Below are 18,870 nucleotides of genomic sequence, written 5' to 3' on the forward strand. Positions count from 1 at the left end.
TACCTAGAAATATCTAAGTATTCGGGTTTTTTTAACATAGGTTCAAATGGTAGAAACTATTTTATGGGAAAATAATTGCGGATTTTGTTCCTTTCAAAAATTTTTTAATGGAGTAAATAATTATTATGAAATGTGAAGGCTGCGGTGTAGAGATACAAACAGAAGACCCTAAAAAACCAGGGTATATACCTGAGAATGTTCTAAAAGAAAAAATAGAAAATAACGAATCTGTAGTTTGTCAAAGATGCTTTAAATTAAAGCATTATAATTATTTATTACCTATCAAAATAAATTCCGATTTTTCCCATGATATTGACAAGATTTTAAGGGATTTCAAAACTGTTTTTTGGGTAGTCGATGTAATAGATTTCGAAGGCACATTTAGAAAAGAGATTGCTGAAAAATTAAAAGGGAAGAATATTTTTTTAATCGTTAATAAAATCGATCTCTTGCCGAAAAGCACACCTTACGCAAAATTAAAAAAGTGGTTGCTCTTCAGAATCAAAGAAATGGGCATAAATATACCAGATGATCATGTGAGAATGGTCAGCGTTAAAACGGGTATGGGAATAGAAAAGACAAAAAAACTACTTTTACAAACAGAGAAACAAAAGGCATTGGTAATAGGTGTAACCAATGTAGGTAAATCATCTTTTTTAAATAGACTTGTGAGGGGAGAAATAACTGTAAGTGCATATTCTGGAACTACTTTAAAGGTATTAAAAGCAAAAGTACCTAACACAGATTTACAATTGTTCGATACACCCGGCATTTTCACTCAAGACAGATTGTGCGATTTTTTTGATATTTATACTCAAGTTAAGATGATTCCTTCTAAAAAAATTAAGATTAAAACTTTCACCGTGAATGAAAAAAATATTCTTTTTATCAGCGGATTGTTCTGGTTGAAAGTTTTAAAGAACGGTGTTAACAATTTACCTCCTATAATCACGGTTTTTCTTCCAGAAGAGATATCTGCTCATAGAGCAAAAGAAGAGAGAATTAATGATTTACTTCACAATAGAAAGATTCTATTTCCACCTTACAATGATAATTTTGATTTTAACCAAATAGAGTTTGAAAGAGAAATTGTAAAGATTGATAAGGGCAATGATATAGCCCTTCCCGGAGCGGGATGGCTTTCTGTAAAAAGAGGCCCTTTAATAGCAGAAATTTCAAAACCTAAAGAGTTTAGATACGTGGTAAGAAAGTCGATGAAATAGGAAGATTTCAGTAGGATTTCATCATTTATGGAGGTGTAAAAAGTTGCAATTGAAAGAACCAGGAGTAGTTGTTGGGGTATCAAATAGGCATGTACATTTATCACAAGAGGATTTGGAAAAGTTGTTTGGTGAAGGTTATGAATTAACTCCCTTAAGACCATTAGGACAGCCGGGACAATATGCATCTGAAGAATGTGTAGAATTAATAGGGCCAAAGGGAACTTTCCAAAAAGTGAGAATATTAGGCCCTGTAAGAAAAGAGTCACAAGTGGAAATTTCTAGAACCGATTCTTTTAAATTGGGAGTAACCCCTCCTGTTAGAGACTCAGGAGATATAGAGGGAACCCCTGGTATTACAATAAAAGGACCTGTTGGTGAAATACAGTTAAAGAAGGGTGTAATCATTGCCAAAAGGCACATACATATGCTGCCAAGGGATGCTGAACATTATGGCGTTAAAGATAAAGACTTAGTTTCAGTATATTGTGACAAAGAAGGAAGAAGACTTATTTTTCAAGATGTTTTGATTAGAGTTAGTGAAAAATTTGCATTAGAGTTCCATGTTGATATCGACGAAGCCAATGCAGCTTTACTCAGCAACGGAGATTATGTCAAAATTATAGAAAAATTCTAAAAAGCCGGTGTTTGCACCGGTTTTTTCAATCAATATCAGAAGGTATTTCATAGGTTATACCCCCATATTTCCCTTCTGACACTTCTTTTAGAAAGACATTTCTTCCCCTTTCGTAATCTGGAACTCCGCCCTTTTTTAGAAAATTTCTTTTCATAGAAAATTTTTCTATGAACTCAACTGCATTTTCACAGTTGTCCCATTCTTCTAAAACTGTATCCAAAATATTAGGATACTCTTGCTTTAAAAAGTCAAAAAGATAGAAGAGAGCCTCATCCAATTCTGAATCTTCTGCTTTTAGAGAGCCAATAAGAATTAATTTGTTCACAAGATTCTTGCTAAAAAGTTTTGGATATAACACACCTGGTGTATCAAGAATTTTTAAATCCTTTGATACAGTTATCCATTGTAACCCTCTTGTTATTCCAGGTTTATTCCCGACTGCGGCAGATTTTTTACCTTTTAGACGGTTTATAAAGGTAGATTTACCAACATTTGGTATACCAACTATCATAAGCGACTTTTCATTAAACTTTTTAGGAACGATGGGATAAATATGGTTTAAAAAAAAGTCTTTCACATTGGATTCATTTAGGCTAAGTGAAAAAGCATCCTCACCTTTCTCTTTATAATACTTTTCCCATAACTTAGTTTTTTTCATGTCACATAGATCTTTTTTATTCAGAATAATTATTCTTTTTTTGTTTCTAAAAAGTTGTTGCTCTTCATATGCCCTGCTAGCGTATGGAGCCCTTGCATCCAGAATTTCTACTACCGCGTTGACAAGTTTTAAATGCTTTTTTATTAAGGATTTGGTTTTTTCTATGTGCCCCGGATACCACATGCTTTTAACCCCTTTAAACAGTTATTTTCACGATTATTCCTATTTTTCTTAAATTGTGGTATAATGTAAGTGATAAAAGTATACCTTAATTTGTAAAAAAATCCAAGAGGAGGGATAATCTATTCTGAGATATTCTATCTCTATACCTGAGAATGTGGAACCGATTGAAATTTTTGGGGCTTATGATAGTCGAACAAAGTACATAAAAAAAGAGATGAACGTAGATATACATTATAAAAACAGAAAAATTTTCATCGAAGGAAAGGATGATGACTCGGTTAATAAAACATCAAAGATATTCACAGAACTTTTAGAAATTTTAGACGAGGGTCATTTACTCGATTGGGATGAATTCCAATACGTGGTTTCTAGGTATAAAACCAACGGGAATGGCTCTAAGACTGAAGAAAAGAAAAAATCAATGAAAGAAGTTATCAATACTCGCATTTTGGGTACTCAAATATTCGCAAAAACTGAAGGTCAAGCAAATTACATCGACTACTTAAAAAATAATGATATTGTTTTTAGTATAGGACCAGCCGGAACGGGCAAAACATATCTAGCGGTTGCTATGGCGGTAGATTATTTAAGATCGGGTAAAGTTCAAAGGATAATTTTAACAAGACCAGCTGTTGAAGCAGGAGAAAAACTAGGTTTTTTACCTGGTAGCTTTTATGAAAAAGTCGATCCCTATTTAAGGCCGTTATATGATGCCCTACTTGATTTTATGGATACAGACAAACTGATTTCATACAGAGAAAAAGGTATTATAGAAATACTACCTTTAGCCTACATGAGAGGTAGAACGTTAAACAATTCTTATATTATTCTAGACGAAGCTCAGAATACAACTTATCAACAAATGAAAATGTTTTTAACAAGGATAGGGTTCAACACTAAGGCGGTCATCACTGGAGATGTTACACAAATAGACTTAGAGAAAAAGAAAGATTCAGGGTTACTATCGGTTAGAAAGGTGTTGAATGGAAGCATTTCTGGGATAAAATTCATTGAACTATCAAATAACGATGTGGTAAGGAATCCTTTAGTAAAAGAAATTATAAAAGCCTATGAAGATTATGAAAACGCTGAATAAGGAAGTGTTTTCCACTGTATGAAGAGCAAAAATACAGAAAACAATAAACAAACCAGCAAAAGCCTTTTTCAAAAAGCAAATTTATTTTTTTCTAAAAATAAAGGTTTTATAATTAGGGTGATTCTTTTTATATTTTTATCCTTATTCGCTGAATGGCTCATTTTTCACAGAATTTCATTGAACTTTCAGTTAAGTTTTAACCTCGTTTTTCTTGTATTTTGGATATTTATCGGAGAATTTTTGTTACCTAGGAACAAAATGTTTGAACTTCATCCTAAAAATTACTGGGCGGCTTTTCTAACGCCGCTCTTTTTCAATATAATTCTGAATCTTTTTGTTTATAAATATGTGAATATATTTGCAATATCGACCATATTGAGTACGTTGATAATAACCTTACTAATAGATTACTCTACCGGTTTAATTTCTGGCCTCATATTTTCCGCTTACTTTGGTATTTTATTCGGATTTGACTTGAAGTTCACAATTTTTTTGTTTTTACCTGCAGCAGTTGTCGCACTATCATCAAGAAAGATCAAAAGGAGAGTAGAGATAATACTACCATTTTTATGGGCTAGTTTAACACAAATTATCGTTGCTTATGTTATTAACTTATACTATAACCCTTTGGACTATCTCATAATAATCGAAAGTAATTTTTTAAGCATGTTGGTAACTATGGGTATCTTACCCTTCTTTGAATACTTAACTAGAGTTTATTCAGAGATCGGTTTATTGGAACTGGGTAATTTAAGCAATCCTTTGCTAAAAAATCTTTCTTTGAAAGCACCGGGAACATACTATCACAGCATGATCATATCTAACTTAGCGGAAAGTTCCTCTGAAATTATCAATGGAAATACGGTGTTAGCTAGAGTAGGTTCGTACTTCCACGATATAGGGAAGGTGTGGAGACCTCAGTTTTTCTCAGAAAACCAAAAGAATAAAAACCCTCATTCTGATATAAGTGCTAAATTAAGTTCTCTGATATTAAACAACCATGTTACCTATGGTATCGAATTGGCAAAAAAATACCGTTTACCCATACTGATAGAGGATATGATAGCACAGCATCACGGCACAAGGGTTAAGCAATTCTTTTACAGCGAATATTATAATCAAACAGGGATAAAAGATACCAACATGTTCAGATATCCCGGACCCATTCCTCAATTTAAGGAAGCTGCTATACTAATGATATGTGATGTAACCGAAGCCATGGTAAGAAGCATGCAAGAGTTAAGCGCTGTGGATCTTAATGAAAAACTTGATAATTTGATAAACTCTCTTTTTTTTGAGGGACAGTTAGACGATTGTGGATTAACACTTAGAGAAATCAGAAAGATAAAAGGCCGTATTATTAGAACCATAATGGAAATGAATCATAAAAGGATATCCTATCCCAAAGTTGAGGCAAAAGAACTTAGAGAGTAGAGGGAGAACGTCTTTGAAAATAAACGTTATAAACCAACAAGATTTAAGAAAGATAGACAGTAAAAAAATCAAAGATATCGCCAAAAAACTTCTTCTAAACGAGGTTGGCGAAGGAAATTTTGAATTAAACATATTAATCACCGACGATAATAGTATAAGCGAATACAATAAATACAGAGGTAAAAGTACACCGACGGATGTTTTATCCTTTTCTTATGGTTTAAACGAACCTGTCATTGGAGATATTGTTATTTCTGTTGAAAGGATAGAAAAACAAGCGCCTGATTTTGGCAATTCCTTTGAAGAAGAATTTTATTATATACTTATTCATGGCTTACTACATATCGTTGGCTATGATCATGAAAACTCCGAAGAAGATGCCAAAAAGATGTTTGAAGTTCAAGATCAATATTTTCATCAATTAATTAAAGACAGGAGGAGATAGAGTTGGCTACAGTAAAGCCCTTTAAAGCTTTAAGACCATATAAAGGGATAGAACAGTGTTTTTCTTGCCCACCCTACGACGTACTTGAGGAGGATGAAGTTAAGGAAATAATCTCCAGAAACCCCAATTCTTTTTTGAGGGTAACAAGGTCCGAAGTAGAGGCGGAAGAAGATTCTAAAGAGGCTATTTACAAAAAAGCTAAAGAAAATCTTGAATCCTTTATCAAAAATGGGGTGTTAATTAAAGATTCCGAACCATCCTTTTATATTTATCGTGAAACCTGGCAAGGGGTTTCTCAAACAGGCTTTTTTGCTGTTGTGAGTGTGGATGAGTACGATAAAGGAATTATAAAAAAACATGAATTAACAAGAAGAGACAAAGAAGACGATAGGACAAATCACATATTAAATCTAAATGCACAAACCGGACCCGTTTTCTTAACCTACAAAGCCCAAGAAGATTTAAAAGCGATCATTGACAAGCTTATAAAAAACAAGGAAATTCTTTATTCCTTTTGCGATGAAAACAATGTGAAACATGAACTTATCAAAATCCAGGAAGAAGACGAAAGGGAACAAATCGAAAAAGCTTTCAATAGTATCGAATATCTTTACATTGTAGATGGGCACCATAGAGCTGCTGCCGCTTCCAGAGTTCAAAAAATAATGAAAGAAAAAGACACAAATTACTCTTTGGACAAACCCTACAATTATTTTATGGCTGCTATTTTCCCCCACAACGAACTCAGAATACTCCCGTACAATAGAATAGTTAAAGATCTAAACGGTTTAAAAGAAGAAGAATTTTTGAAAAAGATCAGTTCCTATTTTCAAGTAGAAGAAGCTCCTTTTTCACCTTATTCCCCAGATTTACCTCACTCTTTTGGTATGTATCTTCAAAAAAAATGGTACAAACTCACATTTAAAGGTGAAGAAAGTGAAGATCCTGTTGAAAACCTTGATGTACATATATTGCAAAAATACTTATTGGATCCCATACTTTCTATAAAAGATCCCAGAACCGATCCAAGAATATATTTCCTGGGTGGTATTAGAGGCGTAAAAGAAATCGAAAAGTGGATAGACAAAAAAGATTGGATGGTTGGATTTTCTATGTATCCCACGCAAATAGACCAACTCTTAAAAGTTGCAGAGATGAATAAGATAATGCCGCCTAAATCTACTTGGTTTGAACCAAAATTGAGGAGTGGCTTATTAATTCATGAATTAAGCTAGGTCTTTCTTCCACACATTAGAGGTGGTAGTTATAAAATACTATAAATTTGATTTAAATAACAAAATTGAACAAATAAAAACTCATGCCGTTGACGAAAAAATTCAAGTAGATGAAATAAGGGTATTTGAAAATAATCTGTATGGAATAAAAAGGAAATGGAAGATTTTATCTTCTCATAACTCGGTTGTTTTCATAAAACGCATATTATGCCCCAGTGACAACGTGATGCTAACTTATTATCACGACGAGAAAGGTGAAATGTCTAAATATCTCGTTTATATAGATTTTGGCAAATACAATGTCAGCAGTGACAATATTGAATTTCAAGATCAAGAATTGGATCTTCTAATTTATAACGACTTAAAATATAAAATACTTGATATGGGGGAATTATTAAAAGCTTTTGAATGCAAAAAGATCACCTTATCTGATATGCAAAAAAATTTAATAACTCTTGAGCATTTTATTAATGATTTTAATTATTTGGGTGTAATTGACTCTCTTCACCTCAGATTTGGTACCAATGCTATTAATTGGCTTTTGAAAAACAAAACTTTGATGGGTAACGAAGTTTAAAGGGCCCCAGGTCCCTTCCTTAAAAAGGGGGACAGCGGTAATAAGAGTAAAGACCTTTTATCCTTATGGGTGGGCAGCGGGGCTAAGGGACCCCAGCTCCCTTCCCTAAAAAGGGTGGGGAGCGGGGCAAAGGGGCGCTAAAAAAGCTTCTAATGGCAGCTATCACTTCAAAACTGGAGGGGAAAAAAATGAGAAAACTTTATCGTTCCAGAGAAAATAAGATTTTAGCCGGCGTTTGTGGAGGCTTAGGTGAGTATTTCGAAATTGATCCAGTTATCATACGACTTTTGTGGATTGTGTTAAGCCTAGTTTGGGGATTTGGGGTTATTTTGTACATAATCGCAATTTTTATAATCCCACCGCAACCTCAAGGAAATCGTTATTCTGATGAACATTTAGAAGAAACGCCCGGAACCGAGCACCATCATATTTCACATAATCTAGAAGACGAAGACAGAAAAGTCGTTATAGGGTTGTTTGCATTACTATTTATCGTAATTGGGCTAATTATTTTGGTAAGTATAATAACTCCTTCGACATTTTTCTTTAGAAATTTTATCAAAATCGTGATAAGTATATTATTGATCGGAATTGGGGCATATTTGATTTCCAAATCAAGAACCAAAAAATAACTTAGGGCGAAGGGCAAAGACTCTTTTATTCTAAAGGGTGGGCAGCGGGGCGAAAGGGGCGCTAAAAAGCTTTTTAACAACGTATATAGTATTATTTTAGCGCTTTTTTTCACATAAATATGTTAAAAATTGCTCAAATTTAGTGAAAATATTAACAATCTAGATTTTGCTAATAAATGCATCAAAGTTTTTGTATTTCAAAATTAGAAGGAGGCGATGGAATGGAAAAGTATTATGAAAAAGAACTCTTGGAAGAACTTCACGATATTCAAGAAACGTATGGATTCATCTCCGAAGAGGATATCTTGAGAATCTCGCAAAAAAGAGACATCCCAAAAGCTCAGTTGTACGGGGTGATCAGTTTTTATTCTATGTTCCATCTTGAACCAACGGGGAAATACATCGTACGTGTATGTGACAGTGTCTCATGTAGATTAAACGAGTCCACAACCTTAGTTAAAGCCTTGAAAGATTATCTCAAAGTTGAAGAAAATGAAACCACAAAAGACAAAAAATTCACTCTAGAGGTAGTTGAATGTTTGGGGCATTGTGATGAAGGCCCTGTTATGATGGTTAACGATACTTATTACACTCATCTAACTGTTACCAAGGCGATTCAAATACTCGATTCACTGGAATAGGAGGGGGAAATAATGGAAAGAATCTTTCTAAAAAAAGACTTAGGCAAAAATTTGGAAGAATACGACTTTCTCGGCTTAAAAAATGCTTTGAAGATGCAGCCCCAACAAGTTATCAACAAAATAAAAGAAAGTGGTTTAAGAGGAAGAGGCGGAGCCGGATTCCCTACAGGTATAAAATGGGAAACGGTGTTTTCAATTGAAAATGACACCAAATTTATCATATGTAATGCGGATGAAGGAGAACCCGGAACTTTCAAAGACAGATTTTTGATGGAAAATCTACCTTTTAAAGTTTTGGAAGGCATAATAATCAGCGGTTATGCCACTGGATCTAAATATGGTTACATCTACATTAGAGGTGAATATGTAGAGGCAATAAAAATCGTTAAGAAAGCGATCGAAAAACTTTATGAAAAAAATATATTGGGAGAAAATATTCTAAACTCGGATTTCTTGTTTGATTTGAAGTTAGTGAGAGGTGCAGGCGCCTACGTTTGTGGAGATGAGACATCTTTAATCAATTCCATTGAAGGAGACAGAGGAAAATCTCGTATAAAACCTCCTTTACCAGTTTTTGAGGGATTGTATGGTAAACCAACAGTTGTCAATAACGTTGAAACATTAGCTGCGGCAGCAGAAATAATGAGTTACGATAACAACCCTTATTCACAAATGGGAACAGAAAAAAGCAGAGGAACAAAATTAGTCTCTATCAGTGGTGATGTCAACAAACCAGGCGTTTACGAAGTAGAATTTGGAAAGTTAACAGTTAAAGATATTGTACAAGAAGTGGCAGGAGGGGTTAAAGGGGAAAAAATCGGCTTTGTTATACCAGGTGGAATTTCCACCGAAGCATTAACTGAAGATGAATTAAATGTACCTTACACCTATGAAAATCTTCAAAAAATGGGGAGTAACATCGGATCTGGCGGAATGATAGTAGTTTCTTCACAAAGAAATCATTTAGAAATCGTTAAAAATGTCTCCGACTTTTTCCGAGACGAAACATGTGGAACGTGTTTCCCATGTAGAGAAGGAAATAAGAACATAAACAAAATCGTATCGGATATATATAAAAGAGGATATCCAACTTCACACGAAATAGAAATAATCTCTGATATACAGTACGCGGTAAGCTCTGCAGCACGTTGTGGATTTGGAGAATCTTCTTTGAACCTTATTCTCTCCATATTTGAGAAATTTTACACAAAGAAGGTGGAAGTATGAAAGTAAAGATAAATAACAGAGAATATGAATTCGATCAGGAAATTAGTATTTTAGACGCCACAAAGAAAGCTCACATAAAAATACCTACACTTTGTTACTCTGAAAAACTTGAACCTTTTGGAAGTTGTAGACTTTGCTCAGTTGAAATAAAGGGGGAAAGAACCTTAAAACCAGCTTGTGTAACAAAAATAACCGATGGTATGGAAATTTTTACTCATTCTCAAAGAGTAAGAAAGACAAGAAAAACTATCATGGAATTGATAATAGCTTCTCATGGAATAAATTGCAACTTAAATTGTCTTACATGTTCAAAATCCGGCAGTTGTGAGATAAAAGAGGTTGCCGAAGAAATAGGTGTAACTGAAATAAGGGTCCCTCCAATATCTAATGGTCTACCAGAAGATAGAAGCAGTTATTCAATTGTGAGAGAACCACAAAAATGTATCGTTTGTAACCGGTGCGTCAGAAAATGCTCAGAAGTCCAGTCGGTTAACATATTAACGATTGCAAATAGAGGGCCAGATACATACGTGACAACTTTCATGGACAAAGGTATGGGGAACGTAGATTGTACAAATTGTGGGCAATGTATTTTAGAATGCCCCACAGGAGCATTACACGAGGTCTACCAAATGGATCAAGTATGGGCTGCTCTCTCTGACGAAAGTAAATATGTAATCGTGCAAACGGCTCCTGCCGTTAGAGTTGCAATAGCTGAAGAATTCGGAGCGGAACCAGGAAAAATCGCAACAAAACAAATGGTTGCGGGCTTAAGATTGTTAGGATTTGATAAAGTCTTCGATACTAACTTTGCTGCTGACTTAACGATAATGGAAGAAGCAAATGAATTCATTGAAAGATTCAAAAATAATGGAAAGCTTCCTTTATTCACGTCCTGTAGTCCCGGATGGGTTAAATTCTTAGAACATAATTATCCCGAATTTATTGATAACCTTTCATCGTGTAAATCTCCTCAACAGATGTTTGGAGCTATTGCCAAAACATATTATGCAAACAAATTAGGAATCTCAAAAGAAGATACGGTTGTCGTTTCTGTCATGCCATGTACCGCCAAGAAATTTGAACGAGTTAGGTCAGAAATGAAGGGTGATGTTGATTATGTATTAACTACCCGTGAATTGGCAAAAATGTTTAAACTAGCTGGCATAGATTTGTTGAACGTTCCACAGGAGGAGTACGATGAACCTCTAGGTATCTCTTCTGGTGCCGGTGCAATTTTTGGAGCAACGGGTGGTGTTATGGAAGCTGCTCTTAGGACTGCCTACGAAGTAATAACCGGTAAAGAATTAGAAAAATTGGACTTTGAATCCGTTAGAGGCATCGAAGGAATAAAGCAAGCTACTGTAGAAATTGATGGAATAAATTTAAAAGTGGCTGTCGTGAATGGTTTAGGGAACGCCAGAAAGGTTTTAGAAATGATCAAAAGCGGTGAAAAAGAGTTTCAATTTGTGGAATTCATGGCATGTCCAGGTGGATGTATTGGTGGAGGTGGTCAACCTATCCCAACAAACAATGAAATACTCCTAAAAAGGATGCAAGCGATATACGAAATTGACAGATCCCTGTCAATAAGAAAATCTCATGAAAACCCTGCTATCAAAACTTTATACGAAGAATTTCTTGGAGAACCATTAAGCGAGAAATCTCATGAATTGTTGCACACAACCTATATTGCAAGAAGCTAATAAGGGCCTTTTGGCCCTTATTTTTCAATAGGCAAAAATAAAGAAAACACAGTTCCTTTTCCAACTTCACTCTTCACTTCTATTCTTCCATCATGAGCATTAACGATCTCTTTAACAATTGCCAGTCCTAATCCAGTACTTTTTTCACTGCTTGTCCTTGCTTTATCTCCCCTATAGAAACGATCGAATATTCTATTTAAATCTTCTTTAGGAATACCTCTACCAGTGTCTTCTATAGATATTTTAGCAAAATTACCTTTTTTAACAGAAGAAATAGTAACTTTCCCTTTATCCGTATATTTTAAAGAATTATCTAAAATATTTATAATAGCTTCTTTTAATTTATCTTTATCTGCCCTGATATATAGCTCTTCCAACTTTGCAACTTCTAATGCTAAACCTTTGTTGAGGTACAAAGGACTAACTTTTTTTATTACTTCTTCCAACAAAGATTTCAAATTAGTTTTGGTAAAATTGTAAAATTGAGTTTTGTTATCACTCCTGGCTAAAAATAGCAATTTATCTATAATTTCTGACATATAAGAAGTTTCTTCTAAGATCAACTCTAAAGATTTTTTATACTCCTCTATCGACCTGTCTTTTTTCAAAGACAAACTACTTTCCGCTTGTATTATCGAAAGTGGGGTTCTTAAATCGTGAGAAACATCTGCGGTGAATTGCTTCTGTTGTTCAAAGGCTTTTTCAAGTCTCGAAATCATTTGATTCAACGTGGAAGCTAGCCTTCCTAACTCATCTTGCGTTTTTACTTTTATCCTTTCATTTAAATTATTTTCTTCGATATTTTTTGCCGTATCTATAATTTTTTCAACAGGTTTAAGAGAACTATCGGCATAAAAAAATCCCCCTATCCCAGCAAGAATCATTACCAAAACACCAGTCGATATCAGAATCATTTTCAAACGAGCCAAAACATTCTCTATCTCATTAGTAAATCTTCCAATGATTATGACAACATTCGAATTTTCTTTTAGCTTTGCAGTTGAAACATAAAATCTAGTGTTCCAATTGAAGTCGGTGGTTAAATTGAAGAAAAATGTTTCGCCTGCATTGGCTTTTTGTACCTTCCCCTGAATGTCTGGTATTTTTATAAGATAGCCATAAAACCTTAATAAACTAGCATCATCACTATAAATGTAAATCATTTCGTTTGGCAACGCTTTTATATTTTCAATATCTTCAACATTTTCTGTTTTTTCTAATACTCCTTTAAAATCACCCATTCTTGTCAACAAAAAATTATCAATATTATCATATAGGCTGTAGCTTAAAGCATAATAAGAGCTCAGCCCAAATACTAAAAGCAAAATGGCCATTATTAGTAAGTACCAAACGGTCAATTTGAACTTTATGCTCTTAAAAAAACCTAAGATACCGTTAACCTGTAACCAGCTCCTCTAACAGTTTCTAGAATTTTACCCTCTTTATCTCCAATTTTCTTTCTCAATCTTCTTATATATACATCTATAACGTTTGAATTCCCTTCAAAGTCGATATCCCACATCTTTTCCTCAAGAATAGTCCTTGTAACTACTATTCTTGGGTTTCTCATAAAATACTCCAAGATATTGTATTCCTTTGGGGTTAATTTCAATTTTTTCTCTCCCATCCAAACCTCTCTTGTTAAGGTGTTTAAAGTTAAATCCCCCACTTTAAGAATCGGGTTGCGGGTAAAACTTTCTCTTCTTAGCAGAGATCTAACCCTTGCAAATAATTCATCGAAATCAAAAGGTTTTACCAAATAATCGTCTGCTCCGGAATCTAAACCCTTAACTCTGTCTCCCACACTATCTTTTGCAGTTAGCATCAATATTGGAGTATTGATATTTTCTTTCCTTAAATTTTGACAAACGGTTATCCCATCTTTTTTTGGTAGCATTATATCTAAAATTATCAAATCGTATGAAGAATATTTTGCATAGTTTTCTGCTTCTTCTCCATCGTAAACAACGTCGATACAGTATCCTTCTTCCGTAAGTCCCCTTTTTATTATATTAGCAAGTTTTTCTTCATCCTCAACAACAAGAATTTTCATACTATCCACCTCGATAATTAATATTCTATCACAACTAATTTTCTGACTTTCAAATTAAACTTTTATGAAAAAAATAACTTTTTAATCATTCATTTTTTTACTATAAAACTTTCAGTTTAAGTTAAGTTCACTCTCATAGGAATTTCATTCCTGAATTATAGACTAATAGTGTAAAGGGTGGAGGGAAGGGAATACCAAAACAAGGAGGTGAAAGAGATGACCAAAAGACTATTAGGAACACTGATTATAGTGACTTTTCTAATCAGTGGATTCGTGTTTGCTCAGTTACCTGAACAACCACCTGCAACATCAGAAGAACCAGGAGAATTAGTGGGAGTTCCAATAGATCAACTAATACAAACCGTCAAAGCCACAATACCGGAAGGAACCCTAGTTTCTATAACTGCTGATAAAGGACTTTTCGGTAAAGATAAAGGCACTTACACTTTCAAATTTGACGATGGAACAGAAGTTCAAGTGGACAAACAAACCGGAGAAATATTGTCCACGAAGGAAGGGCAAACTCCATCTGAAGAAACTTTGAACCTCTTATCTATGGTAAACATATCTTTAGAGGAAGCTGTAAAAACTGTTGTAAGTGCATATCCCGAAAATGTGTTTCAATCAGCAAAGATAGAAGCAGATGAAACAGGTAACCCTGTTTACACAATTGAACTCTCTGACTTAACAGTGAAAGTGAATCCATCTAATGGTGAAATAATTTCTCCTGAAGGAGAAGTAGAGATGCCACAACCCACTGAAAGTATGCCGAGCGAATCAGGGACTTCCACTGAAGAAAGTACTCCCGGAGAATTTGAAGCTCCACTAAATGAAAACTTCTAAAATCCTCCCAGTTCAACTTCCCCTGCAAAAAATCTGCAGGGGAATTTTTAAATATTAACAAACCACATGAAAAAAGCTGCCATTGGAGCTATCGTCAAATTATCGTTTAACCAACTACCAAACCCTTCCACCACAGTTGCCGAAAGAGCACCCACAATCAAACTCACATAACTAATTGGTAACCCGATCAAATTCATGTAAACAGTTCCCGATGCAAAAGAAATGAAAAAACACGCTAAACTCCCTTCCACCGTCTTCCCTTTCAACCATTGATGTTTACCCCACTTTTTCCCGACCAGTACAGCCCAAGAATCTCCCAGTGCTAACATCACAATAGAGATCAAAGAATATGGAACGGGGAACAATCCCGCAATAGCTGAACCCATAAGAAAATAACTTGTTCCGGAAATTTTATGAGCCTCATCGCTTTTTCCAACAGGTTTAAAAATTTTCTTCAAAAACTCATTTATACTTTTTGAGTATTTTCTTATTAATTCAAGAGAAAAAGCTATTAAACCAGCAATTACAACAATATATCTAAAAACTACAGGACCCCAAAGTGGGTAAGCAAGCGCCGGGAACAAAAGACCCATATAACGCCAGATCTTTCTTCTAACAAAATTATCTTTTAAAGGTTCTTTTACCTCTTGGAAAGCTCTTTTCAAATTCTCCCAACCTTTAATAAAAAGCCAAGCCACCAAAATAATAGTCAAAACAGTACCCAATAAATCCATAGTACCTCTCAAATATCCTATCAAAATAACAAAGGGCCACAAAAATGACAAAACGAACATTATCCCCTTACCAAAAGTAAGCCATAACGTTCCAGCTAATATACCAAAGGCGGCAGACTCTAACGGAAACAAAACAACAAAAGATCCCACAGCGGCTGCTACCCCAACACCACCCTTACCCTTCAGCCAAATAGACCAAGAATGACCTATTATTGCTACTAAAGCAAGTAATGGCCACCAATTCTTACCTATACCAAGCAAAAAACCAATTAAAATAGCCAAAACCCCTTTGGTAGAATCTCCTGTAAAAGATAATATACCTGCTACAGGTCCGGCTATTTTCCAGGCGTTAGTTGCGCCGACATTTTTAGTTCCTTCTTTTCTAATATCCTTTCCAGAAAAAATTTTTGCAAAAATAAAACTCCATGGTATCGAACCGATAAGATAACTCGCAACCAACGAGATAAAAAATCTCATATATTGATCACCTCTCATTTTTAATTATACTCTACTTTTCAAATCTTTAGAAAAAATGAGAAAAATCAACCTAATCAAAAATATTTGCATTTAATTGGATTACATTGACCATAATCAAGTAAAATCAAGTTTGACTTTTTGTTTATTTTAATTTAAAATGGATATGAATAAATTCGATTTTAGAATGAATTAATTAAAGGAGTTAGAAAAACATGCCAGTTAAAATTTCTTTTATAGGAGCAGGTAGTGTTAGGTACACAGTAAAATTAGTAGGAGATTTAGCAAAAACAAAGGAATTAAACGGAAGCTTAATCTCTTTCATGGACATAGACGAAGAGCGATTAAATGCCGTAGATAACCTCGCTAAAAGATACACCGAAGAAATAGGTGGTAACCTTAAATTTGAAAAAACTACCAACCGTGAAGAATCATTGAAAGATGCAGACTTTGTTATAAACACAGCATTATATAGGGCACCAGGCCATGAAGATGGTTATGTAAGTTATGAAATCATGCGTGATGTTGCAGAAAAATATGGTTACTACAGAGGAATAGATAGTCAAGAATTCAACATGGTATCGGATTATTATACATTCACAAACTACAATCATTTAAACTTATCACTAAATATAGCCAAATCAATTGAAAAAATATGTCCGAATGCATGGCTTATACAAACCGCTAACCCTGTTTTCGAAATTACACAATTGATTAAAAAGCTTACCAATGTAAAAGTAGTAGGCTTTTGTCATGGGGTTGGAGGTGTCCACGAAGTTCTTAAAACTTTAGGATTAGAAGAAAACGAAACTGATTGGCAGGTAGCTGGAGTGAACCACGGAATTTGGCTGAACAGATTTTTATACAAGGGCGAAGAGGCTTACCCAATCTTAGACAAATGGATAGAAGAAGAATCAAACAATTGGGAACCAAAAGATCCTTGGGATACTCATTTAGCTCCAGCGGTTATCGATATGTACAAATTCTATGGATTATTGCCCATAGGAGATACAACTAGAAACAGCACATGGAAACATCATCATAGTTTACAAGCAAAAAAGAAATGGTATGGAAAGTTCGGGGGGATAGACAACGAAGTTGAAAGACCGAAGTTCTATGAAGAATTACGTCAAATAAAAAGAATGATAATTCAAGTTTCGAAAGATCCAAGTATCAAAATAACAGAAAACTGGCCTGAAGAATTCCCAAAAGAAAAAATGAGTGGTGAACAACAGATACCTTTTATAAACGCATTAACTAACGATGTTGAAGCAAGATTATTCTTGAATATCTTGAATAATGGAACGATAAAAAATATTCCTGACGATGTAGTTGTAGAAGTCCCTGTAAAAGTTAACAAAAATGGAATTTCTCCTGAAAAGATACAACCGGATCTACCAGAAAAGATTAAAAATTACTATATAATTCCTAGAATTACAAGAATGGAAATGGCGTTAGAAGCCTTTATAACAGGAGATAGAAATATCTTAGAAGAAGTGTTGGTAAGAGATCCAAGAACCAAAAATTACGATGATATTCCTAAATTGTGGGATGAAATATTCGATCTTCCATTTAACAAGGAAATGAAGGAACATTATGGAAGATAATAACGTGTTTAATAGAAAAGGTCCTAAAGCATGTTTCATGATTTTCAAAAACATGAAGAATTGAAGTAGAGGAGGTCAAAAAAATGTCTTTTTTGGATGAAAATTATTTACTACAAAACAACACTTCGAAGATCTTGTATAATTCAATTAAAGATCTCCCTATCTTAGATGCTCACAATCACGGGGATGTGAAGGAGATCGTTGAGGACAAAGGTTGGGATGACATATGGCAAGTTGAAGGAGCGACCGATCATTATGTTTGGGAATTAATGAGAAAAAGAGGTGTCCCCGAAGAAAAAATAACTGGAAATGCTTCAAATAAGGAAAAGTGGATGGCTTTGGCTGAAGTTTTCCCTGTGTTCGTTGGCAATCCTACATACGAATGGATACACCTCGATCTAAAAAGAAGGTTTAAAATAGAAGATACCATTTCAAAGTATACGGCTGAAAAGATATGGCAAGATACCTCTCTATTACTAAAAAGCGAAAGTATGAAACCTCAACAATTATTAAAAGAAATGAACGTAGAAATAATGTGTACAACAAATGATCCAACAGAGGATCTCTCATACCATGAAAAAGCTAAAGATATTGGGGGAATAAAAATTCTTCCCACTTGGAGACCCGACAAAGCTATGAACATTGAAAAAGAAAATTGGAAGGATTTTGTAGAAAAGTTAGGAGAAATAACAAAAGAAAATGTTGAACGTTTTGATGGGTTTTTAAATGCTCTTTACAAAACACACAAAAAATTTGAAGAATTTGGCGGTGTTTCGAGTGATCATGGTATATTTGAACCGATTTCATACCCAGTTGAAAAAGAAAGAGTAAAAGAAATATATGTAAAAGCACTTTCAAATAAAGAGTTAACGAAACAAGAAATTTCAGACTTCAAATCCTTTATGTTTTACGAATTTGGGACGATGAATGCTGAAAGCAATTGGGTTATGCAATTACATATTGGTGCGGTGCGAGATTATAGAGACAAGTTATATAATACTTTGGGGCCAGACACCGGAGGAGATATTTCAACTAGCAACGTTGACTTGGCAAATGGGTTAAAATACTTTTTAAACCAATTTGATGAAAAATTGAAAGTTGTTTTGTACTGTTTGGATCCATCGCTATTTCCAACCGTTGCCACAATAGCAAGGGCCTTTCCAAACGTTAGCCTTGGAGCACCTTGGTGGTTCAACGACAGCCCCTTTGGAATGGAGATGTATTTAAAATATATATCCACCATTGACCTTCTTAGCGACTTAGCGGGTTGGGTAACAGATTCAAGAAAGCTAATCTCCTACGGTTCAAGGACAGAGATGTTCAGAAGAGAGTTGTCTAACGTGGTTGGTGAAATGGTAGAAAAAGGTCAAATACCTATCAGGGAAGCATTTGATTTGGTGAGAGATATTAGTTACTTTAGACCAAAAAGGTTGTTTTTTGAAAAAATTTAGATAAAAATTATTAAACT

The 18,870-nt window shown here is 34.5% G+C and carries 18 protein-coding genes; 14 read left to right on the forward strand and 4 right to left on the reverse strand.

Features of this window, described 5'->3' with window-relative positions:
* Positions 1-125 precede the first annotated feature (125 nt).
* The gene (yqeH, locus tag X927_RS05315; RefSeq protein WP_103077063.1) at positions 126-1,223 is read left to right on the forward strand and encodes a ribosome biogenesis GTPase YqeH; all 1,098 of its coding nucleotides are present in this window, start codon (positions 126-128) and stop codon (positions 1,221-1,223) included.
* Between the two features lie 43 nt (positions 1,224-1,266).
* Complete coding sequence (pduL, locus tag X927_RS05320) at positions 1,267-1,857, forward strand: phosphate propanoyltransferase (RefSeq protein WP_103077064.1); 591 nt, start codon at positions 1,267-1,269, stop codon at positions 1,855-1,857.
* Positions 1,858-1,882: 25 nt separating this feature from the next.
* Here the strand turns inward: pduL and ylqF are convergent, their stop codons facing one another.
* Positions 1,883-2,698 carry a ribosome biogenesis GTPase YlqF gene (ylqF, locus tag X927_RS05325; RefSeq protein ID WP_103077065.1) on the reverse strand — a complete coding sequence of 272 codons (816 nt, stop codon included), beginning with the start codon at positions 2,696-2,698 and terminating at the stop codon, positions 1,883-1,885.
* 214 nt (positions 2,699-2,912) lie between these two features.
* Between ylqF and X927_RS05330 the strand changes: the two genes are divergently transcribed.
* The 9 genes from X927_RS05330 (at position 2,913) to X927_RS05370 (ending at position 11,691) form a co-directional block, all read left to right on the forward strand.
* On the forward strand, positions 2,913-3,794 hold the full coding sequence (locus X927_RS05330) for a PhoH family protein (protein ID WP_103077114.1): 882 nt from the start codon (positions 2,913-2,915) through the stop codon (positions 3,792-3,794).
* 18 nt (positions 3,795-3,812) lie between these two features.
* Positions 3,813-5,228: an HDIG domain-containing metalloprotein gene (locus tag X927_RS05335; protein WP_103077066.1), complete on the forward strand. Its 1,416-nt coding sequence runs from the start codon at positions 3,813-3,815 to the stop codon at positions 5,226-5,228.
* 13 nt (positions 5,229-5,241) lie between these two features.
* A complete protein-coding gene (ybeY, locus tag X927_RS05340) occupies positions 5,242-5,673 on the forward strand; it encodes an rRNA maturation RNase YbeY (RefSeq protein ID WP_103077067.1) in 432 nt (143 codons plus the stop codon).
* 2 nt (positions 5,674-5,675) lie between these two features.
* Complete coding sequence (locus X927_RS05345; protein ID WP_103077068.1) at positions 5,676-6,908, forward strand: DUF1015 domain-containing protein; 1,233 nt, start codon at positions 5,676-5,678, stop codon at positions 6,906-6,908.
* A gap of 22 nt (positions 6,909-6,930) precedes the next feature.
* The gene (locus X927_RS05350) at positions 6,931-7,485 is read left to right on the forward strand and encodes a DUF402 domain-containing protein (RefSeq protein WP_103077069.1); all 555 of its coding nucleotides are present in this window, start codon (positions 6,931-6,933) and stop codon (positions 7,483-7,485) included.
* 188 nt (positions 7,486-7,673) lie between these two features.
* Positions 7,674-8,117 (forward strand): PspC domain-containing protein, encoded by a 444-nt coding sequence (locus X927_RS05355; RefSeq protein WP_169925149.1) that lies wholly within the window; start codon positions 7,674-7,676, stop codon positions 8,115-8,117.
* Between the two features lie 221 nt (positions 8,118-8,338).
* Positions 8,339-8,758 carry an NADH-quinone oxidoreductase subunit NuoE family protein gene (locus tag X927_RS05360; RefSeq protein WP_245855480.1) on the forward strand — a complete coding sequence of 140 codons (420 nt, stop codon included), beginning with the start codon at positions 8,339-8,341 and terminating at the stop codon, positions 8,756-8,758.
* Between the two features lie 12 nt (positions 8,759-8,770).
* Complete coding sequence (locus X927_RS05365; RefSeq protein ID WP_103077072.1) at positions 8,771-9,985, forward strand: complex I 51 kDa subunit family protein; 1,215 nt, start codon at positions 8,771-8,773, stop codon at positions 9,983-9,985.
* Entirely contained in the window at positions 9,982-11,691 is a 1,710-nt protein-coding gene (locus X927_RS05370; RefSeq protein ID WP_103077073.1) for an NADH-dependent [FeFe] hydrogenase, group A6, read from the forward strand. The genes X927_RS05365 and X927_RS05370 overlap by 4 nt, the downstream gene beginning before the upstream one ends.
* Before the next feature lie 17 nt (positions 11,692-11,708).
* Here the strand turns inward: X927_RS05370 and X927_RS05375 are convergent, their stop codons facing one another.
* Complete coding sequence (locus X927_RS05375; protein ID WP_103077074.1) at positions 11,709-13,049, reverse strand: sensor histidine kinase; 1,341 nt, start codon at positions 13,047-13,049, stop codon at positions 11,709-11,711.
* Between the two features lie 26 nt (positions 13,050-13,075).
* Positions 13,076-13,744 (reverse strand): response regulator transcription factor, encoded by a 669-nt coding sequence (locus X927_RS05380; protein WP_103077075.1) that lies wholly within the window; start codon positions 13,742-13,744, stop codon positions 13,076-13,078.
* Between the two features lie 216 nt (positions 13,745-13,960).
* Here X927_RS05380 and X927_RS05385 point away from each other — a divergent pair, with 216 nt between their 5' ends.
* A complete protein-coding gene (locus X927_RS05385; protein ID WP_103077076.1) occupies positions 13,961-14,587 on the forward strand; it encodes a PepSY domain-containing protein in 627 nt (208 codons plus the stop codon).
* 47 nt (positions 14,588-14,634) lie between these two features.
* Here the strand turns inward: X927_RS05385 and X927_RS05390 are convergent, their stop codons facing one another.
* On the reverse strand, positions 14,635-15,798 hold the full coding sequence (locus X927_RS05390; RefSeq protein ID WP_169925150.1) for a glycerol-3-phosphate acyltransferase: 1,164 nt from the start codon (positions 15,796-15,798) through the stop codon (positions 14,635-14,637).
* A gap of 212 nt (positions 15,799-16,010) precedes the next feature.
* Between X927_RS05390 and aglA the strand changes: the two genes are divergently transcribed.
* A complete protein-coding gene (gene aglA, locus X927_RS05395) occupies positions 16,011-17,402 on the forward strand; it encodes an alpha-glucosidase AglA (RefSeq protein ID WP_103077078.1) in 1,392 nt (463 codons plus the stop codon).
* 83 nt (positions 17,403-17,485) lie between these two features.
* Entirely contained in the window at positions 17,486-18,853 is a 1,368-nt protein-coding gene (gene uxaC / locus X927_RS05400; RefSeq protein WP_103077079.1) for a glucuronate isomerase, read from the forward strand.
* The last annotated feature ends 17 nt before the right edge of the window (positions 18,854-18,870 follow it).

It is taken from the genome of Petrotoga mexicana DSM 14811, from assembly GCF_002895565.1.
In the GTDB taxonomy this organism is placed as follows: Bacteria; Thermotogota; Thermotogae; order Petrotogales; family Petrotogaceae; genus Petrotoga; species Petrotoga mexicana.

What these genes read in the sequence shown, in the direction of transcription:
- X927_RS05335 (WP_103077066.1), top strand. Translation starts at nt 3,813, where the DNA reads ATGAAGAGCAAAAATACAGAAAACAATAAACAAACCAGCAAAAGCCTT.
- ylqF (WP_103077065.1), bottom strand. Translation starts at nt 2,698, where the DNA reads ATGTGGTATCCGGGGCACATAGAAAAAACCAAATCCTTAATAAAAAAG.
- uxaC (WP_103077079.1), top strand. Translation starts at nt 17,486, where the DNA reads ATGTCTTTTTTGGATGAAAATTATTTACTACAAAACAACACTTCGAAG.
- yqeH (WP_103077063.1), top strand. Translation starts at nt 126, where the DNA reads ATGAAATGTGAAGGCTGCGGTGTAGAGATACAAACAGAAGACCCTAAA.
- X927_RS05330 (WP_103077114.1), top strand. Translation starts at nt 2,913, where the DNA reads ATGAACGTAGATATACATTATAAAAACAGAAAAATTTTCATCGAAGGA.
- X927_RS05385 (WP_103077076.1), top strand. Translation starts at nt 13,961, where the DNA reads ATGACCAAAAGACTATTAGGAACACTGATTATAGTGACTTTTCTAATC.
- X927_RS05355 (WP_169925149.1), top strand. Translation starts at nt 7,674, where the DNA reads ATGAGAAAACTTTATCGTTCCAGAGAAAATAAGATTTTAGCCGGCGTT.
- X927_RS05365 (WP_103077072.1), top strand. Translation starts at nt 8,771, where the DNA reads ATGGAAAGAATCTTTCTAAAAAAAGACTTAGGCAAAAATTTGGAAGAA.
- X927_RS05360 (WP_245855480.1), top strand. Translation starts at nt 8,339, where the DNA reads ATGGAAAAGTATTATGAAAAAGAACTCTTGGAAGAACTTCACGATATT.
- aglA (WP_103077078.1), top strand. Translation starts at nt 16,011, where the DNA reads ATGCCAGTTAAAATTTCTTTTATAGGAGCAGGTAGTGTTAGGTACACA.
- X927_RS05370 (WP_103077073.1), top strand. Translation starts at nt 9,982, where the DNA reads ATGAAAGTAAAGATAAATAACAGAGAATATGAATTCGATCAGGAAATT.
- X927_RS05390 (WP_169925150.1), bottom strand. Translation starts at nt 15,798, where the DNA reads ATGAGATTTTTTATCTCGTTGGTTGCGAGTTATCTTATCGGTTCGATA.
- X927_RS05380 (WP_103077075.1), bottom strand. Translation starts at nt 13,744, where the DNA reads ATGAAAATTCTTGTTGTTGAGGATGAAGAAAAACTTGCTAATATAATA.